The sequence below is a fragment of the Kocuria sp. LHG3120 genome (assembly GCF_049897445.1).
In the GTDB taxonomy this organism is placed as follows: Bacteria; Actinomycetota; Actinomycetes; order Actinomycetales; family Micrococcaceae; genus Kocuria; species Kocuria rosea.
On the sequence record NZ_JAFCWG010000008.1, the window covers coordinates 114,064 to 140,789 of the forward strand.

General features: G+C 73.5%; 23 protein-coding genes, 1 tRNA gene and 1 pseudogene. 13 read left to right on the forward strand and 12 right to left on the reverse strand.

The annotated features are described in order from the left end of the window. Both radA and ACP7CD_RS15640 read right to left on the reverse strand, forming a co-directional pair. Window positions 1-1,428, reverse strand: coding sequence for a DNA repair protein RadA (gene radA, locus ACP7CD_RS15635; protein WP_095650876.1), 1,428 nt, complete (start codon window positions 1,426-1,428; stop codon window positions 1-3). 49 nt (window positions 1,429-1,477) lie between these two features. Next, a complete protein-coding gene (locus ACP7CD_RS15640) occupies window positions 1,478-1,864 on the reverse strand; it encodes an ArsR/SmtB family transcription factor (protein WP_017832018.1) in 387 nt (128 codons plus the stop codon). 84 nt (window positions 1,865-1,948) lie between these two features. On the opposite strand from ACP7CD_RS15640, the gene arsB reads away from it, so the two are divergent. From arsB to ACP7CD_RS15655, 3 genes and pseudogenes are all read left to right on the forward strand, one after another. Then, entirely contained in the window at window positions 1,949-3,040 is a 1,092-nt protein-coding gene (gene arsB / locus ACP7CD_RS15645; RefSeq protein ID WP_109222215.1) for an ACR3 family arsenite efflux transporter, read from the forward strand. Next, window positions 3,018-3,455 (forward strand): annotated as a pseudogene (locus tag ACP7CD_RS15650) (low molecular weight phosphatase family protein); the annotation flags it as partial. The gene arsB and the pseudogene ACP7CD_RS15650, both read left to right, overlap by 23 nt. Window positions 3,456-3,473: 18 nt before the next feature. Beyond that, window positions 3,474-3,902 (forward strand): arsenate reductase ArsC, encoded by a 429-nt coding sequence (locus ACP7CD_RS15655; RefSeq protein WP_051063706.1) that lies wholly within the window; start codon window positions 3,474-3,476, stop codon window positions 3,900-3,902. A 28-nt stretch (window positions 3,903-3,930) separates the two neighbouring features. Here the strand turns inward: ACP7CD_RS15655 and ACP7CD_RS15660 are convergent, their stop codons facing one another. Next, window positions 3,931-5,079, reverse strand: coding sequence for an FUSC family protein (locus ACP7CD_RS15660; RefSeq protein ID WP_017832015.1), 1,149 nt, complete (start codon window positions 5,077-5,079; stop codon window positions 3,931-3,933). A gap of 303 nt (window positions 5,080-5,382) precedes the next feature. Between ACP7CD_RS15660 and pstS (ACP7CD_RS15665) the strand changes: the two genes are divergently transcribed. The 4 genes from pstS (ACP7CD_RS15665) (at window position 5,383) to pstB (ending at window position 9,579) form a co-directional block, all read left to right on the forward strand. Further along, window positions 5,383-6,498, forward strand: a complete 1,116-nt coding sequence (pstS, locus tag ACP7CD_RS15665; RefSeq protein WP_035926066.1) for a phosphate ABC transporter substrate-binding protein PstS — start codon at window positions 5,383-5,385, stop codon at window positions 6,496-6,498. 175 nt (window positions 6,499-6,673) lie between these two features. Next, entirely contained in the window at window positions 6,674-7,609 is a 936-nt protein-coding gene (pstC, locus tag ACP7CD_RS15670; protein ID WP_017832013.1) for a phosphate ABC transporter permease subunit PstC, read from the forward strand. Beyond that, window positions 7,609-8,742 (forward strand): phosphate ABC transporter permease PstA, encoded by a 1,134-nt coding sequence (pstA, locus tag ACP7CD_RS15675; RefSeq protein WP_017832012.1) that lies wholly within the window; start codon window positions 7,609-7,611, stop codon window positions 8,740-8,742. The genes pstC and pstA overlap by 1 nt, the downstream gene beginning before the upstream one ends. A 57-nt stretch (window positions 8,743-8,799) precedes the next feature. After that, the gene (pstB, locus tag ACP7CD_RS15680) at window positions 8,800-9,579 is read left to right on the forward strand and encodes a phosphate ABC transporter ATP-binding protein PstB (protein WP_095650878.1); all 780 of its coding nucleotides are present in this window, start codon (window positions 8,800-8,802) and stop codon (window positions 9,577-9,579) included. Between the two features lie 139 nt (window positions 9,580-9,718). On the opposite strand, the gene ACP7CD_RS15685 is transcribed toward pstB, so the two are convergent. The 4 genes from ACP7CD_RS15685 to glsA all read right to left on the reverse strand — a co-directional run bounded on the left by ACP7CD_RS15685 (window position 9,719) and on the right by glsA (window position 14,194). Further along, complete coding sequence (locus tag ACP7CD_RS15685) at window positions 9,719-10,735, reverse strand: inorganic phosphate transporter (protein ID WP_035926070.1); 1,017 nt, start codon at window positions 10,733-10,735, stop codon at window positions 9,719-9,721. Window positions 10,736-10,739: 4 nt separating this feature from the next. Beyond that, the gene (locus ACP7CD_RS15690; protein WP_095650880.1) at window positions 10,740-11,354 is read right to left on the reverse strand and encodes a DUF47 domain-containing protein; all 615 of its coding nucleotides are present in this window, start codon (window positions 11,352-11,354) and stop codon (window positions 10,740-10,742) included. 280 nt (window positions 11,355-11,634) lie between these two features. Beyond that, window positions 11,635-12,279, reverse strand: a complete 645-nt coding sequence (locus ACP7CD_RS15695; protein WP_017832008.1) for a hypothetical protein — start codon at window positions 12,277-12,279, stop codon at window positions 11,635-11,637. A gap of 43 nt (window positions 12,280-12,322) precedes the next feature. Next, on the reverse strand, window positions 12,323-14,194 hold the full coding sequence (gene glsA / locus ACP7CD_RS15700) for a glutaminase A (RefSeq protein ID WP_017832007.1): 1,872 nt from the start codon (window positions 14,192-14,194) through the stop codon (window positions 12,323-12,325). Window positions 14,195-14,328: 134 nt separating this feature from the next. Between glsA and ACP7CD_RS15705 the strand changes: the two genes are divergently transcribed. Next, a tRNA-Lys gene (locus ACP7CD_RS15705) sits at window positions 14,329-14,401 on the forward strand. A gap of 109 nt (window positions 14,402-14,510) precedes the next feature. On the opposite strand, the gene ACP7CD_RS15710 is transcribed toward ACP7CD_RS15705, so the two are convergent. Together ACP7CD_RS15710 and ACP7CD_RS15715 are read right to left on the reverse strand one after the other, a co-directional pair. Beyond that, window positions 14,511-14,795: a hypothetical protein gene (locus tag ACP7CD_RS15710; protein WP_035926082.1), complete on the reverse strand. Its 285-nt coding sequence runs from the start codon at window positions 14,793-14,795 to the stop codon at window positions 14,511-14,513. A gap of 165 nt (window positions 14,796-14,960) precedes the next feature. Further along, entirely contained in the window at window positions 14,961-15,215 is a 255-nt protein-coding gene (locus ACP7CD_RS15715; protein WP_426120590.1) for a hypothetical protein, read from the reverse strand. Between the two features lie 162 nt (window positions 15,216-15,377). On the opposite strand from ACP7CD_RS15715, the gene ACP7CD_RS15720 reads away from it, so the two are divergent. Then, complete coding sequence (locus ACP7CD_RS15720) at window positions 15,378-15,602, forward strand: hypothetical protein (RefSeq protein ID WP_136341797.1); 225 nt, start codon at window positions 15,378-15,380, stop codon at window positions 15,600-15,602. Here ACP7CD_RS15720 and ACP7CD_RS15725 read toward each other — a convergent pair. Both ACP7CD_RS15725 and pstS (ACP7CD_RS15730) read right to left on the reverse strand, forming a co-directional pair. Continuing rightward, complete coding sequence (locus ACP7CD_RS15725; RefSeq protein ID WP_336649941.1) at window positions 15,599-16,681, reverse strand: ArsO family NAD(P)H-dependent flavin-containing monooxygenase; 1,083 nt, start codon at window positions 16,679-16,681, stop codon at window positions 15,599-15,601. The two genes, ACP7CD_RS15720 and ACP7CD_RS15725, sit on opposite strands and share 4 nt — an antisense overlap. A 23-nt stretch (window positions 16,682-16,704) precedes the next feature. Then, entirely contained in the window at window positions 16,705-17,853 is a 1,149-nt protein-coding gene (gene pstS, locus ACP7CD_RS15730) for a phosphate ABC transporter substrate-binding protein PstS (protein ID WP_052132873.1), read from the reverse strand. A gap of 120 nt (window positions 17,854-17,973) precedes the next feature. On the opposite strand from pstS (ACP7CD_RS15730), the gene ACP7CD_RS15735 reads away from it, so the two are divergent. Beyond that, window positions 17,974-19,266 (forward strand): DUF2254 domain-containing protein, encoded by a 1,293-nt coding sequence (locus ACP7CD_RS15735; protein WP_426120591.1) that lies wholly within the window; start codon window positions 17,974-17,976, stop codon window positions 19,264-19,266. Between the two features lie 9 nt (window positions 19,267-19,275). Here ACP7CD_RS15735 and ACP7CD_RS15740 read toward each other — a convergent pair whose 3' ends face one another. Continuing rightward, window positions 19,276-20,802 carry an MFS transporter gene (locus ACP7CD_RS15740; protein WP_368827764.1) on the reverse strand — a complete coding sequence of 509 codons (1,527 nt, stop codon included), beginning with the start codon at window positions 20,800-20,802 and terminating at the stop codon, window positions 19,276-19,278. Between the two features lie 160 nt (window positions 20,803-20,962). Between ACP7CD_RS15740 and ACP7CD_RS15745 the strand changes: the two genes are divergently transcribed. The 3 genes from ACP7CD_RS15745 (at window position 20,963) to ACP7CD_RS15755 (ending at window position 26,666) form a co-directional block, all read left to right on the forward strand. After that, window positions 20,963-22,759 (forward strand): AMP-binding protein, encoded by a 1,797-nt coding sequence (locus tag ACP7CD_RS15745; protein ID WP_095650884.1) that lies wholly within the window; start codon window positions 20,963-20,965, stop codon window positions 22,757-22,759. A 578-nt stretch (window positions 22,760-23,337) separates the two neighbouring features. Further along, a complete protein-coding gene (locus tag ACP7CD_RS15750; RefSeq protein ID WP_426120592.1) occupies window positions 23,338-25,524 on the forward strand; it encodes a RecQ family ATP-dependent DNA helicase in 2,187 nt (728 codons plus the stop codon). A 53-nt stretch (window positions 25,525-25,577) separates the two neighbouring features. After that, window positions 25,578-26,666 carry a glycosyltransferase family 2 protein gene (locus ACP7CD_RS15755; protein ID WP_426120593.1) on the forward strand — a complete coding sequence of 363 codons (1,089 nt, stop codon included), beginning with the start codon at window positions 25,578-25,580 and terminating at the stop codon, window positions 26,664-26,666. Window positions 26,667-26,726: the final 60 nt, after the last annotated feature.

Here is a 26,726-nt window from a genome sequence, read left to right on the forward strand (position 1 = left end):
TCATACGGCCGCGGCGGTCTGCCGGTTCCGGGCGGGCGCGGCGGCGGACCGGGGGAAGAGCAGCTCCATGGCGTCGCTGATGGTGGTCACCTCCCGGACGGTGAACCCCGCCGGGACGGGGCCCGGGCCGGTGGGGCTCGCGGGCACGACCGCGTGGGTGAAGCCCAGCCGGGCGACCTCCTGGATGCGGCGCCCGATGCCCGGGACGGGCCGCACCTCGCCGGCCAGGCCCACCTCCCCGAAGCACACCAGGCGCTGCGGCAGGGGCCGGTCCTGCGCGGCCGAGGCCAGCGCCATGGCTACGGCGAGGTCGGTGGACGGCTCCGTGAGCTTCACCCCGCCGACCGTGGAGACGTAGCAGTCCAGCCCGGCCAGGTTCACGCCGGCCCGCCGCTGCAGCACGGCGAGCAGCATGGCGACCCGCTGGGAGTCCAGGCCGGCGGTGGCCCGCCGGGGCTGGGCGGTGGAGGAGCGGTCCAGCAGCGCCTGCACCTCGGCGAGCAGGGGCCGGCGGCCCTCCAGGGTCACCGTGAGGCATGTGCCGGAGACGGGCAGGGCCGTGCGGGAGACGAACAGGCCCGAGGGGTCCTCCACGCTCGTGATCCCGGTCTCGGTGAGGTCGAAGCAGCCGACCTCGTCCGTGGGGCCGTAGCGGTTCTTGACCGCCCGCAGCAGCCGGATCCGGGAGTGCTTCTCGCCCTCGAACTGGCACACGACGTCCACCAGGTGCTCGAGCAGCCGCGGCCCGGCGATGGAGCCGTCCTTGGTCACGTGCCCCACGAGCAGCGTGGTCATGTTCCGCTTCTTGGCCGCGGCGATCAGGGAGGCGGCGACCTCCCGGACCTGCGTCACCCCGCCCGCGGAGCCCTCGACCTCGGCGCTGGCCAGCGTCTGCACGGAGTCGACCACGAGCAGGCGGGGGGAGATCTTCTCGATGTGGCCCAGCGCCGTGGCCAGGTCCGTCTCGGCGGTGAGGTACAGGGTGGGCGCCACGGCGTCGATCCGGTCCGCGCGCAGCTTCACCTGCGCCGCGGACTCCTCGCCGGTGACGTAGAGGACGTCGCGGGTGCCCTCGCCCGCGCCCTCCGCGAAGCGGGCGGCGACGTCGAGCAGCAGCGTCGACTTCCCGACCCCGGGCTCGCCCGCCATCAGCACGACCGCGCCGGGGACCAGTCCGCCGCCGAGGACCCGGTCCAGCTCGGGCACCCCGGTGGGCGCGGAGGCCGCCACCGTGGCGTCCACCTGGGCGATGGGACGGGCGGGCTCGGCGATCGACCGGGCGGCCGTGGTGCGGGCCTTGTGCTCGCCGATCTCCTCGACCGTGCCCCACGCCTGGCACTCCCCGCAGCGGCCCACCCACTTGGCGGTGCTCCAGCCGCACTCGGTGCAGCGGTAGGCGGGGGAGTTGCGGCGGGTGCGGGTGCTCATGGCGTCCAGGCTAGCCGCCGCCTCGGACGGCCCAAGCGCCGCGGCCGGCTCAGCGCAGGTCGAGGAAGGCGCGCAGCTCCGCGAACGCCCCGGGCACCACGGAGTAGTGCGCCCACTTGCCGCGCTGCTCGCGGGTGAGCAGGCCGGCCTCGACCAGCTTCTTCATGTGGTGGCTGACCGTGGGCTGGCTGATGCCGAGGTCGTCCGTGAGGCTGCAGACGCACACGGTGTCGCAGCCCTGGGCGGCCACGTGGGAGAGCAGGCGCAGCCGGGTGGGGTCGGCCAGGGCCTTGAGCAGGCCCGCCACGCGCCGGGCGTCGTCGTGACCCATGGGCCCGCCCGAGAGCGAGCAGCACTCCGTGGCCGGCGCGCCGGGGGCGCACCGGTCGGCGGTCCCGGCGTCGGCCGTGCTGTCGAGGTCCGGAGCGGGAGTCATCCCCCCATCCTACATTGACGGGCGTCGATGTGACCCGTACTGTGCGGGATAGATGCCCGTCGATGTGAAGAGGTTCGCCCGCCCATGAGCACCACCACCGCCTCCGCTGCCTCCCACGGGGTGATGAAGGACCTGTCCTTCCTCGACCGCTGGCTGCCCGCCTGGATCATCGCGGCCATGGTCGCCGGCCTGCTGCTCGGTCGCTTCGTCCCGGGCTTGAACACCGCCCTGGAGGCCGTGCGGATCGGCGAGGTGTCGCTGCCCATCGCGATCGGGCTGCTGGTGATGATGTACCCGGTGCTGGCCAAGGTCCGCTACGACGAGACCCACCGCGTGGCCGGCGACAAGCGCCTGATGGGGGCGTCCCTGGTGCTGAACTGGATCGTCGGGCCGGCGCTGATGTTCGCCCTGGCCTGGATCTTCCTGCCTGACCTGCCCGAGTACCGCACGGGGCTGATCATCGTGGGCCTGGCCCGCTGCATCGCGATGGTGCTGATCTGGAACGACCTCGCCTGCGGGGACCGGGAGGCCGCCGCCGTGCTGGTGGCGGTCAACTCCGTGTTCCAGGTCATCGCCTTCGGCGCCCTGGGCTGGTTCTACCTCCAGGTCCTCCCGGCCTGGCTGGGCCTGGCCACCACCTCGGCCGAGTTCTCGGTGTGGTCGATCGTGCTGAGCGTCCTGGTGTTCCTCGGGATCCCGCTGGTCGCCGGGTTCCTCACCCGCACCCTGGGCGAGAAGGCCAGGGGCCGGGAGTGGTACGAGACCACGTTCCTGCCCAAGCTCGGTCCCTGGGCCCTGTACGGGCTGCTGTTCACCATCGTGCTGCTCTTCGCCCTGCAGGGTGACGCCATCACCTCCAACCCCTGGGACGTGGCCCGGATCGCCCTGCCCCTGGTCGTCTACTTCTTCCTCATGTTCGGGGTGGCCCTGCTGGCCTCCCGGGCGCTGGGACTGAACTACGCGAAGTCCACCACCGTGGCGTTCACCGCCGCCGGCAACAACTTCGAGCTCGCCATCGCCGTGGCCATCGGCACCTTCGGAGTCACCTCCGGACAGGCCCTGGCGGGCGTGGTCGGCCCCCTCATCGAGGTGCCCGTGCTCGTCGCGCTGGTCTACGTGTCCCTGTGGGTGGGCCGGAAGCTCTTCCCCGGCGATGCCACCGTCCCCACCCGCTGACCCCCAGATCCAGGAGCAACCGTTGAGCGAGACCACCCAGCCTTCCGTCCTGTTCGTGTGCGCCAAGAACGGCGGCAAGTCCCAGATGGCCGCCGCCCTCATGGAACACCACGCCCGTGGGGCGGTAGAGGTCCACTCCGCCGGCACGAAGCCCGGCAGCAAGATCAACACCCTGTCCGCCGAGGTGGTCGCCGAGGTCGGTGCGGACATGTCCTCCGGAACGCCGAAGCCCATCGACCCCGAGCTGCTGCGCCGGGTCGACCGGGTGGTCGTACTGGGCGATGAGGCGAGGGTCGAGCCGGTCGAGGGGATGACCGGAACGATCGAGACCTGGCACACCGACGAGCCCTCCGTCCGCGGCATCGAGGGCGCGGAGCGGATGCGCCTGGTCCGCGACGACATCGACACCCGGGTCCGGCGGCTGCTGGACGAGCTGACCGCGGAGCGCACGGACCGGCCCAGCGTCCTGTTCGTGTGCGTGCACAACGCCGGGCGCTCGCAGATGGCCGCCGCCTACCTCAGCCACCTCTCCCGGGGGCGCATCGAGGTGCGCTCGGCCGGCTCCGCGCCGGCGGACTCCGTGAACCCGGCCGCCGTGGCGGCGATGGCCGAGGAGGGCATCGACATGAGCGCCGAGACCCCCAAGGTCCTCACCGACGAGGCCGTGCAGGACTCCGACGTGGTCATCACCATGGGCTGCGGGGACGCGTGCCCGTTCTACCCGGGCAAGCGGTACGAGGACTGGGCGCTGGCGGACCCAGCGGGGAAGGGCGTGGAGTCCGTGCGCCCCATCCGGGACGAGATCAGGGCCCGGATCCAGCAGCTGATCGCGGAGCTCCTGCCCGGCGAGACCGCCGGCTGAGGGGCCTCGGGGCCGAGACCGTCCCGGCTCAGGCGCGGTCCCAGCCCTCGAGCCGGGGGAGCTGGTCCCGCGCCTCGTCGTGCGTCATCCCGGCCGCCTCCAGCAGGTCCACGACCATCGGGCGCATGTCCAGCACCAGGGTCTCGCCCTCCATGGTGCGCACCCCCATCTGCCCGGGGTGCAGGCGCCCGGCCACGTTCGCCAGCTCGTTGCGGGCCTGGCGAAGGTAGCTCTCCCGGGAGCCGGGGGAGGCCACCGCGAGCGCGTTGCCCAGGGTGACGACGGCGTCCGCGAGGTCCTCGAGGGCGGCGCTCATGGCGGCCACGGCCTCGTCGGAGAGCGTCACGTGGTTGAGCACGGAGGCGAGGCGGCGGGTGAGCACCCGGGCGTTGCGCACGGCGAGGTCCAGGTAGCGGATGGAGTGGGCGATCCCCTCGACCTCCGCGCGGCGGCCGCGGTAGAGCGGCGAGGCCGTGGCGATCTCGAGGGCCGACTTCAGTCCGGACGTCACCGAGTCCACCAGCGGCTGGGTCTGCCGGGCACGCACGAGGGCGTGCCAGGCGGCGGTGGCGTCGTAGTCCTCCATGGCCCGGCTCGCCTCCCGGAGCACCCCGGAGAACTCGTCGACGAGCGCCCGCAGGCCCTGGCGCGGCTGGCTCCGCGGGTCCGTGGGCACGAAGTAGGCCATGGCCAGGGCGCACAGCCCGCCCACGACCGCGTCCGTGGACCGCGCGAAGACCCCGTCCTGGGACGGCGGCAGCAGGACCACGAGCACCGACTGCAGCCCCATCTGGGTGGTGAACAGCGTGCCGTTGTCCAGGAAGCGGGCGAGCAGGATCGAGGTCATCAGGACCACGCCGGCCTGCCAGACGCCCGTGCCCAGGACGTGGATCAGCGTGTCCCCCACGGCGATGCCGAGGGTGCAGCCGATCGAGACCTCGAGGACCCGCCGGTAGCGCAGCCCGTCCTTCGCGAAGCCCAGGGCCACGAGGGCCGCGGTGGCCGCGAAGATGGGCCCGGAGTGGCCCAGCAGCTGCTCCGCGATCACGTAGGCGCCGACGCTGGCGACCGTGATCTGGAAGCTCTGGAGCAGCCCCGTCCGGACCCGCGTCACACCGATCCGGGTGCGGCTGCGCACCGCGCGGGCCGCGGCTCGCGCACGGTTGCCTGGCTGCATGGGGCCATCCTAGGCGAGCAGCACGGGACCGCCGGTGCGGGGGGCCGGAGCCCCCGCACCGGGCCGGGATCGGGCGGGCGCGGTGTGAGATGTGCAACGACGGCACGGCTGCGGGGGGCGGTGTTCACCCTCCGTTCACCTTCACGGGCCAATCTGGCCACCTGCGCTCCCTAGCGTCTCTCGGTGAGAGGTCCGCGGCCCGCCCGCAGATCCACCTCTCGCACCGGCCCGGAACTCTGCCGGCGCCACATCGAACGACGGCCCCTCGACGGGGCACCACTGTGATCTGAAGGGGCTACTCAAGTGAAGGTTTCCCACCTCGGCCGTTCCGCAGCCGTTCTCGCCATCGGCTCGCTGGCGCTCACCGCGTGCGGTTCGGACAACGCCACGGGCGAAGGCTCCGGCTCCACCGAGACCTCGGCCGCCGGCGCCGGCGTCTCCGGCACGCTGACGGGTATCGGCGCGTCCTCGCAGCAGGCCGCCATGACCGCGTGGCAGAACGGCTTCCAGGAGGCCAACCCCGAGGCCACGGTGCAGTACTCCCCGGACGGCTCGGGTGCCGGCCGCGAGGCCTTCACCGCCGGCGGGGCGGACTTCGCGGGCTCCGACGCCTACCTCGACGACGAGGAGTACGAGGCGTCGAAGGAGGTCTGCGGCCCCGACGGCGGCTTCCACGTCCCGGCCTACATCTCCCCGATCGCGGTGGCCTTCAACCTGCCCGGCGTCGACACCGTGAACATGGACGGCGAGACCATCGCCCAGGTCTTCACCGGCGAGATCACCGAGTGGAACGACCCCGCGATCGCCGAGCAGAACCCCGACGCGGAGCTGCCGGAGACCCCGATCACCGTGGTGCACCGCAACGACGAGTCCGGCACCACCGAGAACTTCCAGGAGTACCTGGCCGCGGCCGCCCCCGGGGTGTGGACCGAGGAGGTCTCCGGCAACTGGCCGTCCCAGTGGGCCGCGGAGAACAACAAGGGCACCGCCGGAGTGGTCCAGTCCACCACCGCCACCGAGGGCGCCATCACCTACGCGGACGCCTCCGCCGTGGGCGACCTCGGCACCGTGGCCGTGGGCGTCGGCGAGGAGTATGTGAACTACTCCCCGGAGGCCGCCTCCGCCGCCGTCGAGAACTCCTCCCCGGTCGAGGGCCGCGCCGAGTACGACATGGCGATGGACCTGGAGCGCGACACCACCGAGTCCGGGACCTACCCGATCGTGCTCGTGTCCTACGAGATCTTCTGCCCGCAGTACGATTCCCAGGAGACCGCTGACCTCGCGAAGGCGTTCGGCGAGTACGTCATCAGCGAGGAGGGGCAGCAGGCGGCGTCCGAGGCCGCCGGTTCCGCTCCCATGTCCGAGAGCCTGCGCACCGCCGCGCAGGAGGCGATCGACCAGATCACGGTCGCCGGCTGATCCAGTTCTGCTGGTCCCGTTCGGTGCGGGCCCGGGCCCTTCCGCCCGTGCCCGCGCCGAACGGGACATTCGTGTGTGAGGCGCCTTCCCCGTGAGGCGCGTCACCGGACCCACGCGCCGGGGCACCACCCCGTCCCGGCGCCATCCGTGTCAGGCAATCGAAGGGGCACCCGACATGTCCACCACCGTCACCACCAGGAAGACCGCCGCCGGCGGCAAGGCGGGCGACTCGATCTTCTCCGGGCTCAGCCTCGGGGCCGGCGTGCTGATCCTCGCCGTCCTGGCGGCCGTGGCGCTGTTCCTGTTCCTGCAGGCGCTGCCCACCTTCCAGGCCCCGGCCGAGGAGATCTCCGGCGGGGCCGGCTTCTGGTCCTACATCTGGCCGATGGTCATCGGCACGGTGATCGCGGCCGTGATCGCCCTGGTGATCGCCACCCCGATCGGCGTGCTGGTGGCCCTGTACATCTCGCACTACGCGCCGGCACGGATCGCCAAGCCCGTGGGCTACGTCATCGACCTGCTGGCGGCGATCCCGTCGGTGATCTACGGAGCCTGGGGCACCACGGTCCTGGCCTCCTCGGTGGTGCCCTTCTACGACTGGCTCTCGACCAACCTCGGGTTCGTCCCGATCTTCGGCGGCCCCGCGTCCCAGACCGGCAAGACCATGCTCACGGCCGGGATCGTGCTGGCCATCATGATCCTGCCGATCATCACGGCGATGTCCCGGGAGCTGTTCGTGCAGACCCCGAAGCTCCACGAGGAGGCGGCGCTGGCCCTCGGCGCCACCCGGTGGGAGATGATCCGGATGACGGTGCTGCCCTTCGCCCGCCCCGGCATCATCTCCGCGGTGATGCTCGCCCTGGGGCGCGCGCTGGGTGAGACCATGGCGGTGGCCCTGGTGCTCTCGAGCGGACCGCTCACCGCGTCCCTCGTTCAGTCCGGCAACCAGACCATCGCGGCGGAGATCGCCCTCAACTTCCCGGAGGCCTACGGCCTGCGGCTGTCCGAGCTCATCGCCGCCGGACTGATCCTCTTCGTGATCACCCTGGTCGTGAACATGATCGCCCGCGCCATCGTCGCCCGCTACAAGGAATTCTCGGGAGCCAACTGATGTCCTCCACCGCCTTCCGCAGTCCCACGCCCGTGCGCCCGTCCTCGCCCCGCCGGTCGATGCTCACCCGCAACCAGAAGCCGAAGTGGCTGGTGCCCGTGATCGGTGCCGGCGCCGTGGTGGTGGGCGCCGCCCTCGCGGCGCTCCTGGGCTTCTCCACGGCCCTCTGGGCCGTTCTCGCCGCCGCGGTCTTCCTGGTCGCCGCGCCGATCGTCGTCTCGATGATCGAGGGCGGGCGCAAGGGCGCGGACTCCCTGATGACCTACCTCGTCTACACGGCCTTCGTCCTCGCGGTGATCCCGCTGATCTCCGTGATCTGGACGGTGCTCGCCAACGGGCTCCCCGGGCTGACCTCCAACCTGCTGCTGACGTCCATGAACGGTGTCACCGGCGCCACGGACAACGCCGCGGCCGCCGGGGACGGCCCGGTGCTGGGCGGTGCGTACCACGCGATCGTGGGCACCGTGTCCATCACCTTCTGGGCCACCCTGCTGTCGGTCCCGATCGGCCTGCTGACGGCCATCTACCTCGTGGAGTACTCGCGGGGCGGCTGGCTGGGGCGGGGCATCACGTTCTTCGTGGACGTCATGACGGGCATCCCTTCCATCGTGGCCGGCCTGTTCGCCGCGGCCCTCTTCGGCCTCCTGTTCGGCCCGTCCACCCGCTTCGGCTTCGTCGCGGCGGTCGCGCTGACCGTGCTGATGATCCCCACGGTCGTGAAGAACACCGAGGAGATGCTGAAGATCGTCCCCAACGAGCTCCGCGAGGCCGCCTACGCCCTGGGCGTGCGCAAGTGGCGGACGATCCTCAAGGTGGTCATCCCCACGGCGATCTCCGGGATCGCCTCCGGCGTGACCCTGGCGATCGCCCGGGTCATCGGGGAGACCGCTCCGCTGCTCGTCACCGCCGGGTTCGCGACCGCCATCAACTGGAACTCGTTCTCCGGGTGGATGACCACGCTGCCCACGTTCATCTACTACCAGATCATGACGCCCACGTCCCCGACGAGCCCGGACCCCTCGCAGCAGCGGGCGTGGGCCGCGGCGCTGCTGCTGATCCTGATCGTGATGCTGCTCAACCTCGTCGCCCGACTGGTCGCGAGGGCGTTCGCCCCCAAGGTCGCCGGCCGCTGACGCGCCCCGCACCCCGATCCCGCACGCACCCCTGCGAGAAAGAAGCAAGGAACACACATGTCCAAGCGAATCGACGTCGACCACCTCAATGTCTACTACGGCGACTTCCTGGCCGTCGAGGACGTCGGCATGGGGATCGACGCCCGGTCGGTGACCGCGTTCATCGGCCCGTCCGGCTGCGGCAAGTCGACCTTCCTGCGCACCCTCAACCGCATGCACGAGGTCATTCCCGGCGCCCGCGCCGAGGGCCAGGTGCTCCTCGACGGGGAGGACCTCTACGGCCCCGGCGTGGACCCCGTGGTGGTGCGCTCCATGATCGGGATGGTCTTCCAGCGCCCCAACCCGTTCCCCACCATGTCCATCCGCGACAACGTGCTCGCGGGCGTGAAGCTCAACAGCAAGCGGATCTCGCGCGGTGACGCCGACGCGCTCGTGGAGAGCTCCCTGCAGGGCGCCAACCTGTGGAACGAGGTCAAGGACCGCCTCGACAAGCCCGGCTCGAGCCTCTCCGGCGGCCAGCAGCAGCGCCTGTGCATCGCCCGGGCGATCGCGGTCAAGCCGGACGTGATCCTCATGGACGAGCCGGCCTCCGCCCTGGACCCGATCTCCACGCTCGCGATCGAGGACCTGATCAACGAGCTCAAGCAGGACTACACCGTGGTGATCGTGACCCACAACATGCAGCAGGCCGCGCGGATCTCGGACCGGACCGCGTTCTTCAACATCCAGGGCACCGGCAAGCCGGGCAAGCTCATCGAGTACGGCCCCACCTCCGAGATCTTCAGCAACCCCCGGGAGAAGCAGACGGAGGACTACGTCTCCGGCCGCTTCGGCTGAGCCGCCCCGGCACCGACGACGACGGGCGCCGGTCACCTCTGCGGAGGCGACCGGCGCCCGTCGTCGTCGGTGCGCCCGCCCCGGCAGGCAATGCTCCGGGGCCGGCGGCCCGGGGCCCGCGGCGGCGCCGCTGCGGCGTCTAGAGCAGCGGTGAGAGGGCGAGCAGGAGCGTCCCGGAGAGCACGCCGCAGGCCGGGACGGTGAGGACCCACACCAGCAGGACCCGCCGCACCACCCGGACGTTGACCGTGTGGAAGCGCTGCTGCCGTCCCGCGCCCAGGATCGCGGCGGCCGTGGTCTGGGACGTGGACATCGGCACGGGGATCAGCGTCCCGCCCAGGAACAGCAGGGACCCGGCCACGCCCTGGGCCACCGCGCCGCGGAACGGGTCGATCGTGATCATCCGGGAGGACAGGGTGTAGGCGATCCGCCAGGCCCCGAACAGGGTGCCCACGGCCAGTCCGGTCGCCACGAGCAGGAACAGCCAGGGGCCGGCCCCGCCCGCCAGCGGGTCCTGGAGGCCGGCGCACAGCAGCAGCGTGGCGAGGACCCAGACGGCTCGGCGGCCGTGGTGGATGCCGTGCCCGAAGGAGACGGCCGCCGCCCCGATGGCCAGGACGAGCCGGGAGCGGAACGTGGTGGCGTCCGGCTCCGAGTGCCGCAGCAGGTGCAGCAGGGGGACCACGAGCACCCAGGCCGCGGCGTAGGCGACCAGCGGCGCCAGCACCAGGGGCACGACGACCTGGTAGAAGGCCGTGGCCGTGAGCGGGTCCACCGCCGGGAGCCCCACGGCGCGGGCGCCCAGCAGGGCGCCGAGCAGCCCTCCGGCCAGTGCCGTGGTCGAGGAGCTGGGCATGCCCCACCGCCACGTGAGCAGGTTCCAGCCGATCGTGGTCACCAGGGCGCAGACGATCGTCGCGGAGCCCACCACGCTGTGCGGCACGGGGACGCCCGTGATGACCCAGTCCGCGAGCAGGTACGCGGCGGCCCACACGCCGGCGACGTTGACGAGGGCGGTGAACACCAGGCCCACCCGGGGCGTGAGCGCGCGGAAGCGCACCGGCAGGGCGAGGGCGTTGGGGGCGTCGTGGAAACCGTTGACGACGGTGTGGGTCACGGCCAGGGCGATCCCGAGGACGGTCAGGGCCGTCAGCACGGGCTCAGGACTCCGCCACGACGATGCGGCCCACCTCGGTCGAGACCCGCACCAGGGCCCGGGCGGCCCCGGCGAAGCGCCGGACGGCGCGCTCGCGCCGCATCGCGGGGATCGCCTTGTGGTTCTCGAGCAGGTGGCCCATGTGCAGCTGGTAGATGCGCTCGGACTGCTTGCCCAACCGGAGCATCTCGTACCAGTAGTCGTCCAGGCCCTGGAGGCTGCCGAGGTCGCGCATCGCCCGGGTGGTCAGCTCGGACATCCGCTCGATCACCCCGAGCTGGTCCGTGGCGTAGGAGGGCGGCCGGCTGAGGGCGTAGGCGACGTGCGCCTCCGCGACCGCCAGCAGCTCCTCCGCGGCCTTGTTGAGCCAGTGGCCCAGGATGTAGACGTCCTGCCGGGGGATGGGGATCACGAACGTGGAGCGCACCGTGGTCATCACGGAGAAGTACAGGTCGGTGGAGCGGGCCTCGCACTCGCGGATCGCGTCGAGGGTCGCGGTGTCCGTCTCGGGGGAGCCCATCAGCTCGGACAGGAGCCGCACGGTCTCCGTCACCTGTCCCGACATGTCGGCCAGCAGGTCCAGGACCAGCTCGTCCTCCGGGAAGATGCGAAGCGCCATGTGTTGACCGTCCTGGGCGTCGTGACCTGCGCCGCGGAGCACGGCGGATCCCACTGTACATGGGGCCGTCGGGCGGCCCGTGGTCCCGGAAGGAGGAGGGGGCGGTGCCGGACCGGGAGCGCCTCTCGGCGGAAGGCCGCTCGTGGCGGCTATGTGATGGAGCCCGGGGCTGCCGCGGCCCGGCACCTGGGTTCCATGGTAGTCGACGTGCTCGTGGGGCCAAGTCCTGCGGCTGTGGGCTCCCGCACGGCGGGACCTCCGCACGCCCGGACGGCGGGGCTCAGTCGAGGTGGCCGCGGCGCCACTGGTGCGCCGCGGCCTCGAGCTCCTCCGCGGTCCGCTCGAGCCGCTGGGTGAGGGCCACGGTGCTCGGCGCCCGGGCCGCGTCCGGGTCCACGACCGGCATCTGCCCGGTGTCCGCCAGCCGGATCCGGCCGAGGGCGATCACGCGGCAGAAGGCCGCGAACCGGTCCAGGGCGACGTCGAACTCCCCGTTGAACGCGCCGGAGAGGATCGCGTCCGCCATCGAGGTGATCTCGTCCGCCCCGGGGGGCTCCGCGACGCCGGCCACCACGTGCGAGACCTGCGCGGTGCCCCGTCCCGCCGTGAAGTAGCGGCCCATCCGCACCGGGTCCTTGCGCACCCCCGCCCGCAGGGCGTAGAGCCGCCAGAGGGCCCCGGGCAGGGACACCGCCGGGGCCTCGGCCCACATCTCGGCGATCCCCTCCAGGCCCTGCTCGTCGGTCAGCTCGATGAGCCGCCGGCTGATCTCGGGATCGTCGCTGGCGCGCCCGCGGGAGACCAGGGCGTGGGCGGCGAGGTGGGCCGCCTCGGACACGCGGGCCGGGTCGGGGCCGCCCTCGTGCGCTTCGAACTGCTCCGGGGAGAACTTCACCGGCTTGTGGTGGCGGGGCGCGTCGCTCATGCGTCCAGCGTACGGCCGTGGCCCGCGGCGGGCCACGGAGCGCTCACCAGTCGCTGGTCGAGGCGTGCACCGCCGCGTCCCGCCACTGCTGGTCGGTCTGCTCGAAGCCGTCCCGGGCCAGCGCCTTCCACAGCCGCAGCCCCAGGGCGGGCTCCTCCTGCTCGAGCTCCGCGAGAGCCTGCGGGAGCAGCACCCGCGCGGTGACGTCGGTGACGGCGCTCAGGGTCGCGTGCTGCTTGTTCCCGGTGCCGAGGGCCAGCTCCCCGAAGCTCATCCCCGGGCCGAGGACCTGCAGCTCGATCCGCTCGCCGGTGGGCGTGCGCAGGGACATCGACACGCTGCCGCTGACGATGAGGTGGATGCCGGCGAAGTTCTGCCCCGTGCGCAGGATGTTCTCCCCGGCCGCCCACGTCCGCTCGACGGTCCGGGCGCGGAGGTCCCGGGCGTCCTCGGGGTCCAGCCGGGAGAACAGCTCGGACTCCACGGGCTTCACCCGGGACGGGGTGCACTCCGGGCCGCCGTGCTCCTCGAGCAGCCGGTCCTCGACCCACTTGATGGCCGCGGCCCGGCTGGGGAACACCTCGAGCGGCGGTTCGCCCCCGAAGGAGCCGGCGAAGCCCGGGTCCGTGGCCACCGCCACCACGGTGCGGCCCGCCGCCTGCAGCTCGGCCCGGGTCTTGGCCAGGAGCGGCATCGCGTACTCCGCGATCACGTCCACCCGGCGCATGTCCACCACCACGTACGAGGCCTCGTAGGCGACGTCACGGACGGTGCGGATCGCGGTCTCCGTGCCCGTGAACAGCAGGTCGCCCTGGAGCTCCACGACGACGGCGTCCTTGCCGTGGTCGGCCAGCACCGCCTCGGCCTCGGCGTTGCGGCGGACCAGGGAGGGGGACTGGTCGATCGGGTAGCTGGCGCGCACCGTGGAGCGGGCCACGCGGGCGGTGTGGGTGAAGTGCAGGTCGAGGTCCTGGGAGAGCCGCTCGCAGGCGAGCACCCCGCGCACGCTGTTGCCGTGCCGGTCCAGCGCAGGGGAGAAGGTCGCCACGGCCAGCTCCCCGGGCAGGACGGCGATGATGCCGCCGCCCACCCCTGACTTCGCGGGCAGGCCCACCCGGACCATCCACTCGCCGGCGTCGTCGTACATGCCGCAGGAGCTCATCACGGACAGCACCCGGGAGACCGTGTCGACGTCGAAGACCTCGTCCCCGGTCAGCGGGTTGGTGCCGCCGTTGGCGAGGGTCGCGCCCATCAGGGCGAGGTCGCGGCACGTGATCAGCACCGAGCACTGGGCGAAGTAGTCCTCGAGGGCCTGGGTCGGGTCCCCCTCGATGATCCCGGCGGAGGCCAGGAGGTAGCCGAGGGCGCGGTTGCGGTCCCCGGCGGCGTGCTCCTGGGCGAGGACCTCGGGACTGATCGCCAGGTCCCGGCCCGCGCACCGCGAGTAGGCCTCGCGGATCCGGTCCCGGCGCAGGTCGCGGTCGCTGTCGGGGACGAGCCACGTGGAGGCGATCGCACCGGCGTTGATCATCGGGTTGGCGGGGCGCCCCGTGCCGGGCTGGAGGGAGATCTCGTTGTAGGCGTCCCCGCTCGGCTCCACGTCCATCTTCGCGTGCACCGCCTCCGCCCCGAGGTCGGACACGGCGAGCGCGTAGGTGAACGCCTTGGAGATCGACTGGATGCTGAACTCGTCCCGGGTGCTGCCGGCCTCGTACACGTGGCCGTCCGCGGTGGCGATGACGACGCCGAAGCGCTCGGTGTCGGCCTGGGCCAGGGCGGGGATGGAGGAGCTGGGCTCGCCGCCGCGGACGTCCCGCAGCTGCTCCACCACCTGCTCGAGGTACTCGGTGACGGCCGACGGACCGAAGAGCTCCGTCTCCGTGCGTGCTTCTTCCTCGGTGCTCGGGTGCGGCACGGTCGGTCCTCCGGTCGAATCGGCATGGGTGGCACGGGACTGCCCACCACTCTAGGCGTCCGGCTCCCGGGGGGACCGTGCGGTAGAGTGGTGCCCGCTCCGGACCGGCCGCCCCGCGCTCGCCGGTGGAGCACGGGCCTCTAGCTCAGCTGGTAGAGCAGTGGACTTTTAATCCATGGGTCGTGGGTTCGAGCCCCACGGGGCCCACCCACGACAGAACCCCATCGCTCCCGGTGCGCCCGGGGCCGGTGGGGTTCTCTGCTCCCCCGCGGCGGGCGACCCGGTGCGCGGGGGGCGCCCGGCGGCGCCGGTGGTGCTACCGGTCGAGCAGGGCGAGGGCCTCGCCGATGCGGTCGTGCAGGGCCCTGGCCTGCTCCACGGTCCACGCCTCGTGGCCGATGTGCAGGACGAGCCCGTCACGGTGGGCGTAGGAGCCGTCCGCGGTGGTGATGACCTCCCAGGTCTCCAGGAGCGCGACCGCCGACGGGCCGGCGAGGGACCGGGCGGGCAGCTCCCGCGAGTTGGTGACCGTCTCGGGGTCGGTCAGCTCCTGATGGGTGGCCCAGCGGGGGCGGGGAACGAGAGCGGTGTTCTCGTACATGGGGGAACCTTCCAGGGAGAGGGGGTATGCCCATGTTTATGCATGTGAGAGCCCGGGGGTACCCGTGGCCCGCGCGTGTCGCCGAGGGATCGAGGTGTGGACATCCGTCGGCATCCCCTGCACTTTTGTCCGGCCGGACGCCGGCGTCCTCCCGCCCGGGCCGTGCTACGGCCCGTCGAGCTGCTCGGAGGGGGTGGGGACCGACTCGGGGCCGGGCGGGTCCGGGGCCGGAGCCGCGGACCCGGTGCCCGGATCCGTGGGCAGGCCGTCGGGCGTCGGGGTCGGCGTGGCGGTGACCGGGGGAGGAGGAATGAAGGAGGTGGGGGAGGCGCCGGGGGTGCTCGCCACCTCCTCCGGCCGGTCGTCGCACCCGGTCAGCGTCAGCGCGAGCAGGGCCACGGCGGGAACGGTGCGGCGCATCGGGGGAGCCTCTCTGTCGGGGACCTCTCCACGGTAGCCCGACGGCCCGCCGTGTCGGGGGAAGGGCGGCGGATGACGTTCCCGGACCGGAGCCCCGCAGGACGCACCCGTCCGGGATGTGCGAGGATCCGGGGACCAGGACGCCGACCGGCAGGAGCCGCCATGTCCGAGCGAAGCAGCGAGCGCACCGCGCTGATCCTGCTCTCCGCGACCGCGGTGCTGCTGCTCGCGGGCCAGCTGCTCACCTGGTCCTCGGAGGACGGGGTGTTCAGCGCCTTCGTGTTCGTGCTGCTGCTGCTCTGGGCCGGGGTGATCGCCGTCCGGGTGGTCCGCTTCGTCCGGCGCGACCGGCGACCGGAGGACCTTGGACCCGACGGCCCGGTCTAGGGGGCGGCCGCGCGCTGGTCCCGGCCGCCGGCGAGCCGCTTCCGCACCGCCGCGACCGTGTCCCGCGCCGAGCGGCCGACACCGACGAGGGTTGCCGATCCCGGGCCCGTCCAGTCCCCGTACCCCACGAGGTACAGGCCGGGCACCCGGGTGGAGGCCGTTCCCTCGGTGCGGATCCGCCCGTCGTCCTCCCGCAGGTGCAGGGGCCGCAGGTGCCGGAGGGCCGGGCGGAACCCGGTGCACCACACGACGGCGTCCACGGGCTGCTCCCGGCCGTCCGTCATGACCACGCCGTGCGCGGTGAAGCGCGTGAACATCGGCCGGGGGTCGAGCACCCCGGCGTCGCGGGCGCGGCGCACGGAGGGAACGGCCACCACGTCGCCGAGGCTCGCCACCCCGCCGGGATCCGGCCGGCCCGCGGCGAGGGCCTGGGCGCGCAGCGTGGCCACGCGGAACAGCTCGCGCCCGTCGACCTCGTCGGGGAGGTAGCGGGGCGGGGCGCTGGTGCACCACGTCAGCTCGCACACCTCGGCGAGCTCGGCGGCGATCTGCGCCCCCGAGTTCGCCCCGCCGACCACGAGCACGCGGCGGCCGCGGTACCGCGCCGGCCCCTCGTAGTGGGCGCTGTGCACCTGCTCGCCGCGGTACTCCCGCTGCCCGGGGAGGGCAGGCCGGAACGGCTGCGACCACGTGCCGGTGGCGCTCACGACGGCGCGCGCCCGCAGCTCGCCGTCGTCCGTCGCCAGGCGGAACCCCGCCCCGTCACGGTGCACGGCCCGCACCCGGACCGGTCGCCGGACGGGCAGCCCGTAGCGCTCCTCGTACCGGGACAGGTAGTCGACCACGTGCGCGGCGTCCGGGGCCGCCCCGGCCGTGTCCGGCATCGGGTGCCCGGGCAGGGACGAGTACGCGGCGGGGGAGAACAGCCGCAGCGACGGCCAGACGTGCCGCCACGCCCCGCCCGGCGCCTCCTGCTCGTCGAGGAGCGCGAAGGACAGGCCGGTGCGCCGGAGGTGGTAGCCCACGGCCAGTCCGGCCTGCCCGGCGCCCACCACGGCGACGTCGAGGACCTCGCCCACGTCCGTGCTCCCGTCCCGGCCGGTCAGCGGAGGGTGATCGAGTCGAGGGCGGCCTGCGCCTCGGCGGTCAGGTTCTCCGGCAGCGGGGCGCTCTTGACGGCCTCCGAGGAGGCCTGCTGGCCCTCCTCGCTGACCACGTAGTGCCCGAACTCCTTGGCCAGCTCGAGGACCTCCGGGTCCCCGTAGCTGCTGCAGTAGATGTGGTAGGAGACGAGGACCACCGGATAGGCCCCGGGCGCGTCCGGCTCGCGGTCCAGCTCGAGGGCGATGTCGTGCCGGCCGGTGCCCTCCACCCGGGAGGCCTCGCCGACCGCGGTGCCGGCCGCCTCGCCGGACACGGCCACGTACTCGGAGCCCACCTTCACCCGGGCCTTGCCGAGGGAGTCGTCCACGAGGGAGTCGTCCGCGTAGGTGACGGCGCCCTCGGTCTCGGCCGTGAGGCTCACCACCCCGGCGTTGCCCTGGGAGCGCTCCGTGGGCAGCCCCGCCGGCCAGCCGCCGTCCTCCTCGTCCGTCCACACCTCGGGGACCACCGAGTGCAGGTAGTCGGTGAAGTTCTCGGTCGTCCCCGAGTCGTCCGCGCGGGCGATGGGCGTGATCGGCAGGTCGGGCAGCTCCACGCCGGAGTTCTGGGCGGCGATGGCCGGGTCGTCCCACCGGGTGATCTCGTGGCGGAAGATGCCCGCGATGGTCGCGGCGTCGAGGTCGAGCTCCTGGATGCCGGGGAGGTTGAAGGCCACGCTGATCGGGGAGATGTAGACGGGGATGTTCAGGGCGCCACCGGGGCCGCAGAAGTCCCGGACCTCGGCCTGCTCCTCCTCGTCCAGGTAGGCGTCCGAGCCGGCGAAGTCGGTGCCGCCCCCCACGAGCGCGCTGCGCCCCGCCCCGGAACCCGCGGAGAGGTACTGCACCTGCGCGTCCGGGTGCATCGACTCGAAGCCGCTCCGCCACGTCAGCATGGCGGCGTTCTGCGCCGAGGAGCCCACCCCGGTGAGGATCCCGGACAGGTCCGAGCCGCCCTCTTCCGCGGCGCGGCGCTGCTCCTCGCCGAGGGGGTAGTCCGAGCCGCACCCGGTCAGCGCCGCCAGGGCCAGGACCAGGGCCGGGGCCGCGCCGGCCCGCAGCGCACGGCCGGTCCTGTTCCGTCGGCGCGGTCGCGAAGCGTTGAGCATGGGGAGGTCTCCTCGAGGGCGGTCAGGTGGGGCGTCAGGGAGGTGGCGCGTCCGCGGGTGCGCGGGTCCGGGCGCCCAGCCTACCGCCACCGCCGGGAGGGGCAGGTCTAGGGTGGGCGCATGGACAAGCTCTCCGGCTCGTGGCGCCGGGTGTTCGACAGGTTCTGGTTCGTGCCCGCCGTGTGCGTTCTCGCCGCCGTCGTCCTGGCCCAGTCCGTGGTGGCCGTCGACCGGTGGCTGCCCGAGGACCTGGACTCCCCGTGGATCGCGTGGGTCTACGCCGTCGGCATCGACGGGTCCCGGTCGATGCTCTCCGCGATCGGCGGATCGATGCTGGGCGTGGCCGCCACCGCCTTCTCCATCACCATCTCGGTGATCGCCACGGCCAGCTCCACGTACGGGCCCCGGCTGGTGCGCAACTTCATGGCGGACCGCGGCAACCAGGTGGTGCTGGGCGTGCTCGTGTCCACCTTCATCTACGCGCTGCTGGTCCTGCGCACGATCCGCTCGGCCTCCGACGACCTCGCCCAGCCGTTCGTCCCGCACCTGGCGGTCAACCTCGGCGTGCTGCTGGCGGTCGCGGACGTCGCCCTGATCGTCTACTTCATCCACCACATCGCGGACTCCGTGCAGGTGGACACCCTCGTCCACGGCGCGCGCCGGCGCCTGCTGGACGTGATCGAGCGGTGGCACCCGGAGGAGACGCCGGAGGAGCTGGTCCGGACCGCGGGGCGCCGCAGCGGCGGGGGAGAGGTCCGTGCGGGCAGCGTGGGCTACGTCGTCGGCGTCGACTACGAGCGGCTCCGGGACCACGCCGCGGCCGGTGACGTCGTCCTCGAGCTCGTGTCGCGGGTGGGCGACCACGTCCTGGCGGAGGAGCCGCTGGTCCGGGTGTGGCCCGCGCACCGGGCCGGGGAGCTGGCGGACCGGCTGCGGCGCTGCGTGCGGGTGGGCGACTCGCGCTCGGCGCTCCAGGACGTCCGCTTCGCGGAGCAGCAGGTCGTGGAGCTCGCCGTGCGCGCCCTCTCCCCGAGCACCAACGACCCCTACACCGCGGTCAACGCCGTCGAGGAGGTCGCGTCCGGGATCGTCGCCGCTGTGGCCCGCCCCCTGCCGGGGAACACGGTGGTGGTCGACGGCGTGCACCGGCTGCGCTACGGGACGGTGGGGGTCGAGGAGATCGTGGACATGCCGTTCGACCAGATCGGCCCGCACGCCACCGGGCACGTCAGCGTCCTGCTGGCCCTCGTGGACCTCGCCGCCCGGATCGAGGCGGCCAGCGTCCACCCGTCCGTGCGGCGGCAGGCGCGCGAGCACGTCGACGTCCTGCTCGCCCGCTTCCGCGAGAGCGAACCCCACCCCCGGGACCTCGCCCGGGTGGAGCAGCACGTCAGGCTGCGCTCGGCCGACTGAGCGGATCCGCTACCGGCGCCGGAGCCGAGGGACCCGGCGCAGCAGCAGGCCCACGGCCACGGCGGTCCCGGCCAGCAGGGCCGCGCCGATCCCGGCCGACAGGTGCACACCGGCCTCGAAGGCCGCCACGGACGAGGCCAGCAGCTCCCCGGACGCGTCCGGGCCGAGGGCCGCGGCGACGTCGACCGCCCCGCCGAGGGTCTCGGACGCGGTGGCGGCCTGCCCGGGGTCCAGACCCGGCGGCACCGCCACCCGGGCGGCGTAGGTCGCGGTCACGGCCGTGCCCAGGACGGCCACGCCCAGCCCGGCCCCCAGCTCGTAGGCGGTCTCCGAGATCGCGGAGGCGGCGCCGGCCTGCTCGGGGGCCACCTCGGTGAGGATCAGGTCCCCCGCGATCGTCTGGGCCGCGCCGGAGCCCAGCCCGATGACCACGAGGGCCACCACGAGCACGGCCCCGCCGGAGAGGTCCCCGAGCAGGACGAGCAGGAAGCCCGAGGCCATGACCAGCAGCCCGCCGCCGAGCACGAGCGCGGGGGGCACGACGCCGACCACGTGCACCACCAGCAGCCCCGAGACGATCGTGACCACGGCCCCCGGCAGCAGTGCGAGGCCCGCCTCCAGGGGCGGCAGGCCCTCCACCAGCTGCAGGTACTGGGAGACGAAGAACAGGAAGCCGATGAAGGTGGTCGAGGCCACCAGGTTGTTGAGCAGCCCGCCGGTGAACGGGGCGTGGCGGAACAGCCGCAGGTCCAGCATCGGCACCGGGCTGCGCAGCTGGCGGCGCACGAACAGCGTCCCGGCGGTCACGGCCAGCACCGCGGCGGCCAGCACGCCGGCGGACGGGCCGTGGCCGCCGAGGTCCTTGATGCCGTGGACCAGCGCCACCATGGCGGTCATGATCAGCGCGGCGCTGGGCACGTCCACCGGGCCCGGGGCCGGGTTGCGGGACTCCGGCACCAGCACCGGCGCCAGGACCAGGAGCGGCAGCAGCACCGGGACCGCGAGGAGGAACACGGAGCCCCACCAGAAGTGCTGGAGCAGGAACCCGCCCACGACCGGCCCCAGGATCCCGCCCGCCGAGAAGCCCGTGGCCCACACCGCGATGGCCGCCCGCCGCTGCGTCGGGTCGTGGAAGATGTTGCGCAGCAGGGACAGGGTCGCGGGCATCAGCATCGAGCCGAAGAGTCCCAGCAGCGCCCGCGCGGCGACGAGGGCCTCCCCGGTCGGGGCGAACGCGGCGAGTGCGGACACCGCCGCGAAGCCCGTGCTGCCCACCAGCAGCAGCCGGCGGCGGCCCACCCGGTCCCCGAGGGCGCCCATGGGCACGAGCAGCCCGGCGAGCACCAGCGGATAGGCGTCCACCATCCACAGCAGCTGCGTGCCGGTGGGGCGCAGCTCGCGGGAGATCTCCGGCAGCGCGAAGTTCAGCACCGTGTTGTCCACCGAGATCAGCAGCACCGGCAGCATCAGGACCACGAGGGCGGCCCACTCGCGGACGCCGGCGCGGACCGGGACGTCGGGTGCCGGGGACAGCATGGCGGGACGGGCTCCTTCCGGGCGGGGGTGCGGCCCCCATCCTTCCAGAGCCGGCACCGGGCCCGCCCCCGGGACGGGGGAGGGGCGCCGCACTAGACTGCACGGGATGGCCCGCCGGACGGTTCCGTCCGGCCCGCAGCGACAACCATGGAGGTCCCCGATGGCCGAGCCGGTCCCCACCAGTGCGACGTCCGACGCCGCCCCCGGCGTCTCCGAGCAGTACGAGGCGGCACGGGACCGCGTCCTGGCGCTGCGCGAGGACTACGACCGGGCCCGCGAGGAGTTCCGCTGGCCCCGGATGGAGCACTTCAACTACGCCCTGGACTGGTTCGACCACGTCGCCCGGGACCCGGAGCGCGGGGCCCGGGACGCGCTGTGGATCGTCGAGGAGGACGGCACGGAGCTCCGGCGGACCTTCCGGGAGCTCGCCGGGTCCTCGGCGCGCACCGCGAACTGGCTGCGGGGCCTGGGGGTGCGGCGCGGCGACCGCGTGCTGCTCATGCTCGGCAACCAGCTCGAGCTGTGGGAGACCCAGCTCGCCGGCATGAAGCTGGGCGCGCCCCTGATCCCGACCGCCGTGATGATGCCGCCGGCCGACCTGCTGGACCGGGTGCAGCGCGGCAAGGTCTCGTGGGTCGTCACGGACGCCGCCAACGCCCCCAAGTTCGCGGGCGTCGACGGCGACTACGAGCTCGTCGTCGTCGGTGCCGCCGCGGAGGTGGAGGCGGCGCGCGCACAGCTGCCCGGCCGTCCCGTGCACCCGTACGAGCAGGCCGCGGACGCGGACGCCGTCTTCGTCCCGGAGGGCGTCACGCGCTCCCGCGACCCCCTGCTGCTGTACTTCACCTCCGGCACCACGTCCCAGGCCAAGCTCGTGGAGCACACCCACGCCTCCTACTCCTTCGGGCACCTGTCCACGGTCTACTGGATGGGCCTGCGCCCCGGGGACGTCCACCTGAACATCGCCTCGCCGGGATGGGGCAAGCACTCGTGGTCCAACTTCTTCGCCCCGTGGATCGCGGAGGCCACCGTTTTCATCCACAACCAGTCCCGCTTCGACGCGGCGGGTCTCCTGGAGCAGATGGGCCGGGCCGGGGTGACGAGCTTCTGCGCGCCGCCCACGGTGTGGCGGATGCTCATCCAGGCGGACCTGCACCGCGTGCAGGACCCGCCGACGTCCGCCGTCTCCGCCGGCGAGCCGCTCAACCCCGAGGTGATCCGCCGGGTGCAGGACGCCTGGGGCGTGACCATCCGGGACGGCTACGGGCAGACGGAGACCACGCTGCAGATCGCCAACACCCCCGGGCAGCCGGTGGTGCCGGGGGCCATGGGCCGGCCCCTGCCGGGCTTCGTCGTCGACCTCTTCGACCCGCAGACGGGCGCACCCGCCGAGGAGGGGGAGATCTGCCTGAAGGTCGACGACGACCCGCCCGGGATCATGGCCGGCTACATCGACGAGCCCGAGCGCACGGCCGAGGTCGTCAAGGACGGCTGGTACCACACGCGCGACATCGCCCGCCGCGACGAGCACGGCGTCTACACGTACGTGGGCCGCACCGACGACGTGTTCAAGGCCTCCGACTACCGAATCTCCCCGTTCGAGCTGGAGTCCGTGCTCATCGAGCACCCCGCGGTGGCCGAGGCCGCCGTGGTCCCGGCGCCGGACCCGGTCCGGCACGCGGTGCCGAAGGCCTACCTGGTGCTCGCCGCCGGCGCGGAGCCCACCCGGGAGCTCGCCGGGGAGATCCTGCGCTTCGCCCGGGAGAACCTCGCCCCCTACAAGCGGGTGCGCCGGGTGGAGTTCACGGACCTGCCCAAGACGATCTCCGGCAAGATCCGCCGGGTGGTGCTGCGCGAGCGGGAGGAGGCCGCGGACCGCTCCGGCCCCGCGACGCCCGGGGCCGACGGGTACGGCGTCGAGTACACGGAGGCCGACTTCCCAGGGCTGCGCGGCTGAGCGCCCGCAATGTGACGCCGCGCACGGCGCCCTGCGTGCGCCCAACGGGGGACGCCGAGGGCCCCGGATGTCCCCACTTCGTGCCACGCCCGCCGCCCCCCGAATACCCACCGGTAGCGAAAAGCCGCCACAGAACCCTCTGTTGACTAGTGCAAATAGATGAATCTGCTTGAGTGTCCCCCGGATCGAATGTGACTTCACGGTCCGTGACAGGTCACAGAAACCCTGCCACCATGGTGCCAATTGGTTCACCCGATGGGGCGGAACCAACCGATCCGCCGGGGGGCGGATCGACTGCGGTTCATCGGGGGATGGGCCGCGTGCACGCAGGCATCGGGGGGTGCCGGTGCAACCGGTTCATCGGGGGGTGAACCGAATGGGAGCACCGCTGGGGGGCGGTACTCCCGCCAGGCGAGTCTCTGCTCGCCACCGGCCGCCAGGCCGGTCGATGCGCCCGCTGCGGGGGCCATCCGTTCGACGGATGGGCAGCGGGCGCATCGCTCTGTCCGGGCCCCGTCGCCACTGCACGCCCCGCCCTCCGGTCGGGCGGCGTCGGGGGGCCCTGGAAGACTGGGGCCATGACGACTTCCCCGGCCCACGACATCGCCGACCACGACACCGCGCCGGACCCGGCCCTGCACGAGGACGCGCTCCACCTGCTGCGCGCGCTCACCGGCCGGCCGGACGCCGCCTTCCACCCCGGGCAGTTCGAGGCGGTCGAGGCCCTCGTGGGGCGCGGCCGGCGGGCCCTGGTGGTGCAGCGGACCGGCTGGGGCAAGTCCGCGGTCTACTTCCTCTCCGCCCTGCTCCTGCGGGCCCGGGGCCGCGGGCCCACCCTGATCGTCTCCCCGCTGCTGGCCCTCATGCGGGACCAGGTCTCCGCCGCCGCCCGCGCCGGGGTCCGGGCGGCGGCCATCAACTCCGCCAACGCCACCGAGTGGGGGCAGATCGCCGCGCAGCTGGAGGCCGACGAGCTCGACGTCCTGCTGGTCTCCCCGGAGCGGCTCAACAACCCCGTGTTCCGCGAGCAGCAGCTGCCGCAGCTGGTCGCCCGGCTCGGGCTGCTCGTGGTGGACGAGGCGCACTGCATCTCCGACTGGGGCCACGACTTCCGCCCCGACTACCGGCGCATCCGCGACCTCATCGCCCGGCTCCCGGAGCAGGTCCCCGTCCTGGCCACGACCGCCACCGCGAACGAGCGCGTGGTCGCCGACGTCGAGGAGCAGCTGGGCGTGCGGCCCGGCGGCAGCAGCACGGGGGAGGTCTTCACCCTCCGCGGCCCGCTCTCCCGGGCGTCCCTGCGCCTCGGCGTGCTGGACCTGCCCTCGGCCACGGCCCGCCTCGCCTGGCTGCTCGAGCACGTCGGGTCCCTCCCGGGCAGCGGGATCATCTACGCGCTGACCGTGGGGGCCGCCGAGGACACCGCCCAGGCGCTCGCCGACGCCGGGATCCCCGTGCGCGCCTACACCGGGCGCACCGACCAGGGCGAGCGCGAGGAGCTCGAGGCCGCCCTCAAGGAGAACAGGGTCAAGGCCCTCGTGGCCACCTCCGCGCTCGGGATGGGCTTCGACAAGCCGGACCTCGGCTTCGTGGTGCACCTGGGGGCGCCGTCCTCGCCCGTGGCCTACTACCAGCAGGTGGGCCGTGCGGGCCGCGCCACGGACAACGCGGACGTCCTGCTGCTGCCGGGCACCGAGGACCGCCGGATCTGGGAGTACTTCGCCACCTCGTCGATGCCCACCGAGCAGAAGGCCGCCGCCGTCCTGGACGAGCTGGGGGCCGCGGGCGGCGCCCTGTCCGTGGCCGTGCTGGAGTCCCGCGTGGACGTCCGGCGCAGCCCGCTCGAGCTGCTCCTGAAGGTGCTCGCCGTCGAGGGCGCGGTGGAGCGCGTGCAAGGTGGCTGGCAGAGCACGGGCGTGCCGTGGCGCTACGACGCCGAGCGCTACGGCCGGATCGCCGCGGCACGGGTGGCCGAGCAGAACGCCATGCTCGAGTACGAGCGCACCACCGGGTGCCGCATGGAGTTCCTCGCCCGGCAGCTCGACGACGCCACGGCCGAGCCCTGCGGACGCTGCGACAGCTGCGCCGGCCCCTGGTACCCCACGACCGTCGACGAGTCCGCCACCGACTCCGCGGGCGCCGCCCTGACCCGCGTGGGCGTCGTGGTGGAGCCGCGCGCCCAGTGGCCCACCGGGATGCCGCGTCTCGGCGTGGAGGTCAAGGGCCGGATCCCCGAGGAGGAGCGCTGCGCCGAGGGCCGGGCGCTCGCCCGGCTCACGGACCTCGGCTGGGGCAACCGGCTGCGCGAGGTGTTCCGCACCGACGAGGAGGGCGCGCCGGTCGACGGACCGGTGGACCCCGCCCTCGGCCGGGCGTGCGTCCAGGTGCTCGCCGAGTGGCGCTGGTCGGACCGGCCCGCGGCCGTCGTCTCGATCCCGTCCCGCTCGCGCCCCCGGCTCGTGCGCTCCCTGGCGGAGGGCATGGCCGAGGTCGGGCACCTGCCCTATCTGGGGGAGCTCGAGGTCCCCGAGGGCTTCCCGTCCGGCGGGCACGGCGGCAACAGCGCGTACCGCCTCGCGGCCCTGTGGGAGAAGTTCCGGGTGCCCCCCGAGCTCGCGGAAGGGCTGGACCGGCTCGGGGGGCGCCCGGTGCTGCTGGTCGACGACCTCGTGGACAGCCGCTGGACGCTCGCCGTGGCCGCCCGCGCGCTGCGCCGGGCGGGCTCCGGGCCCGTGCTGCCGTTCGTCCTGGCCTCCCAGGGCTGAGGCGCGGACCGCGCCGGGCGGGCCGCCCGGCGCGGTCTTGTACGCTGGCCTGCGTGTCCTCCGCTCCCGTGCCGCTCATCGACGTCATCATCCCCGTGCACAGCACCCGCCGCCCCGTGGGCCGGGCGGTCGCCTCCGTGGTCGCCGGCGGACTGCCCGTCGGGGCCGAGGACGGTGTCCGGATCACGGTGGTGTGCCACAACATCGAGCCGGGGGCCGTACTGGCGGACGTCGCCGTGGAGCACCGCGACCTCGTCACCGTGCTGGAGTGCGAGGACGGCCGCAGCAGCGCCGCCGGCCCCCGCAATCTGGCGCTGGCCGCCACCGACGCCCGCTACGTCAGCTTCCTCGACAGCGACGACACCCTCGACCCGGGGGCGCTCGCCCGCTGGCTGACGATGGCCGAGGCGCACGGATCGGCCGCCGTGGTCCCGTGGCTGACGCGCAGCGGGGGCGGGCACGTCCGGACCCCCGTCACCCGACCCCGCCGGACCAGGGACCTCGACGTGCTCCGGGACCGCGTGCTCTACCGCACGAGCGCTTTCGGTCTGGTCCGCACGGAGACGGCCCGGGCCCTCGGGCTGGCCTTCGACGGCGAGCACGTCACCGCGGAGGACCAGGAGTTCGCCCTGCGCCTCTACGTCGACGGAGGCCGGATCGACTACGCGCGCGGACGCCCGGGCTACATCGTCTGGAGCGACGCCGGCGACCGGGTGACGGCTCAACCGCGGCCGCTCGAGCGCGAAATGGCCGCCTTCGTGGACCTCGCGGCGTCGGAGTGGTTCCGGGGGTTGCCCCTTCCGCTGCGCCGCTCCTTCGTGGTCAAGGTGCTGCGCGTGCACCTGTTCGGCCACGTGGGTGACCGCGCCGGCCGCTGGACCACGGAGGACGCCGACGGCGCCGCGCGGGCCGCCCGTGCGTTGCTGGACTCCGCCCCCGGCGCCGAAGAGGCGGTGGCCCGGGCCGACCGGGACCTGCTGGACCTGCTCCTGACCGGCACCACCGACGCCGAGCGCGTCGGGAGCGCCGCCGCCGCGCGCCGCCGGTTCGGACGCCCGGCCACGCTGTTCCCGCGCAGGCTCTCCCGCACCCTCCACCGGGACGGGTCCCTCCGGTTCATGGCCGGCTCACTGCTCGCCTGAGAGCCCAGGGCCGCGCGGGCTCTGTGCCGGCCTGCGGTCGACGGCAGGCCCGGGCGCGGT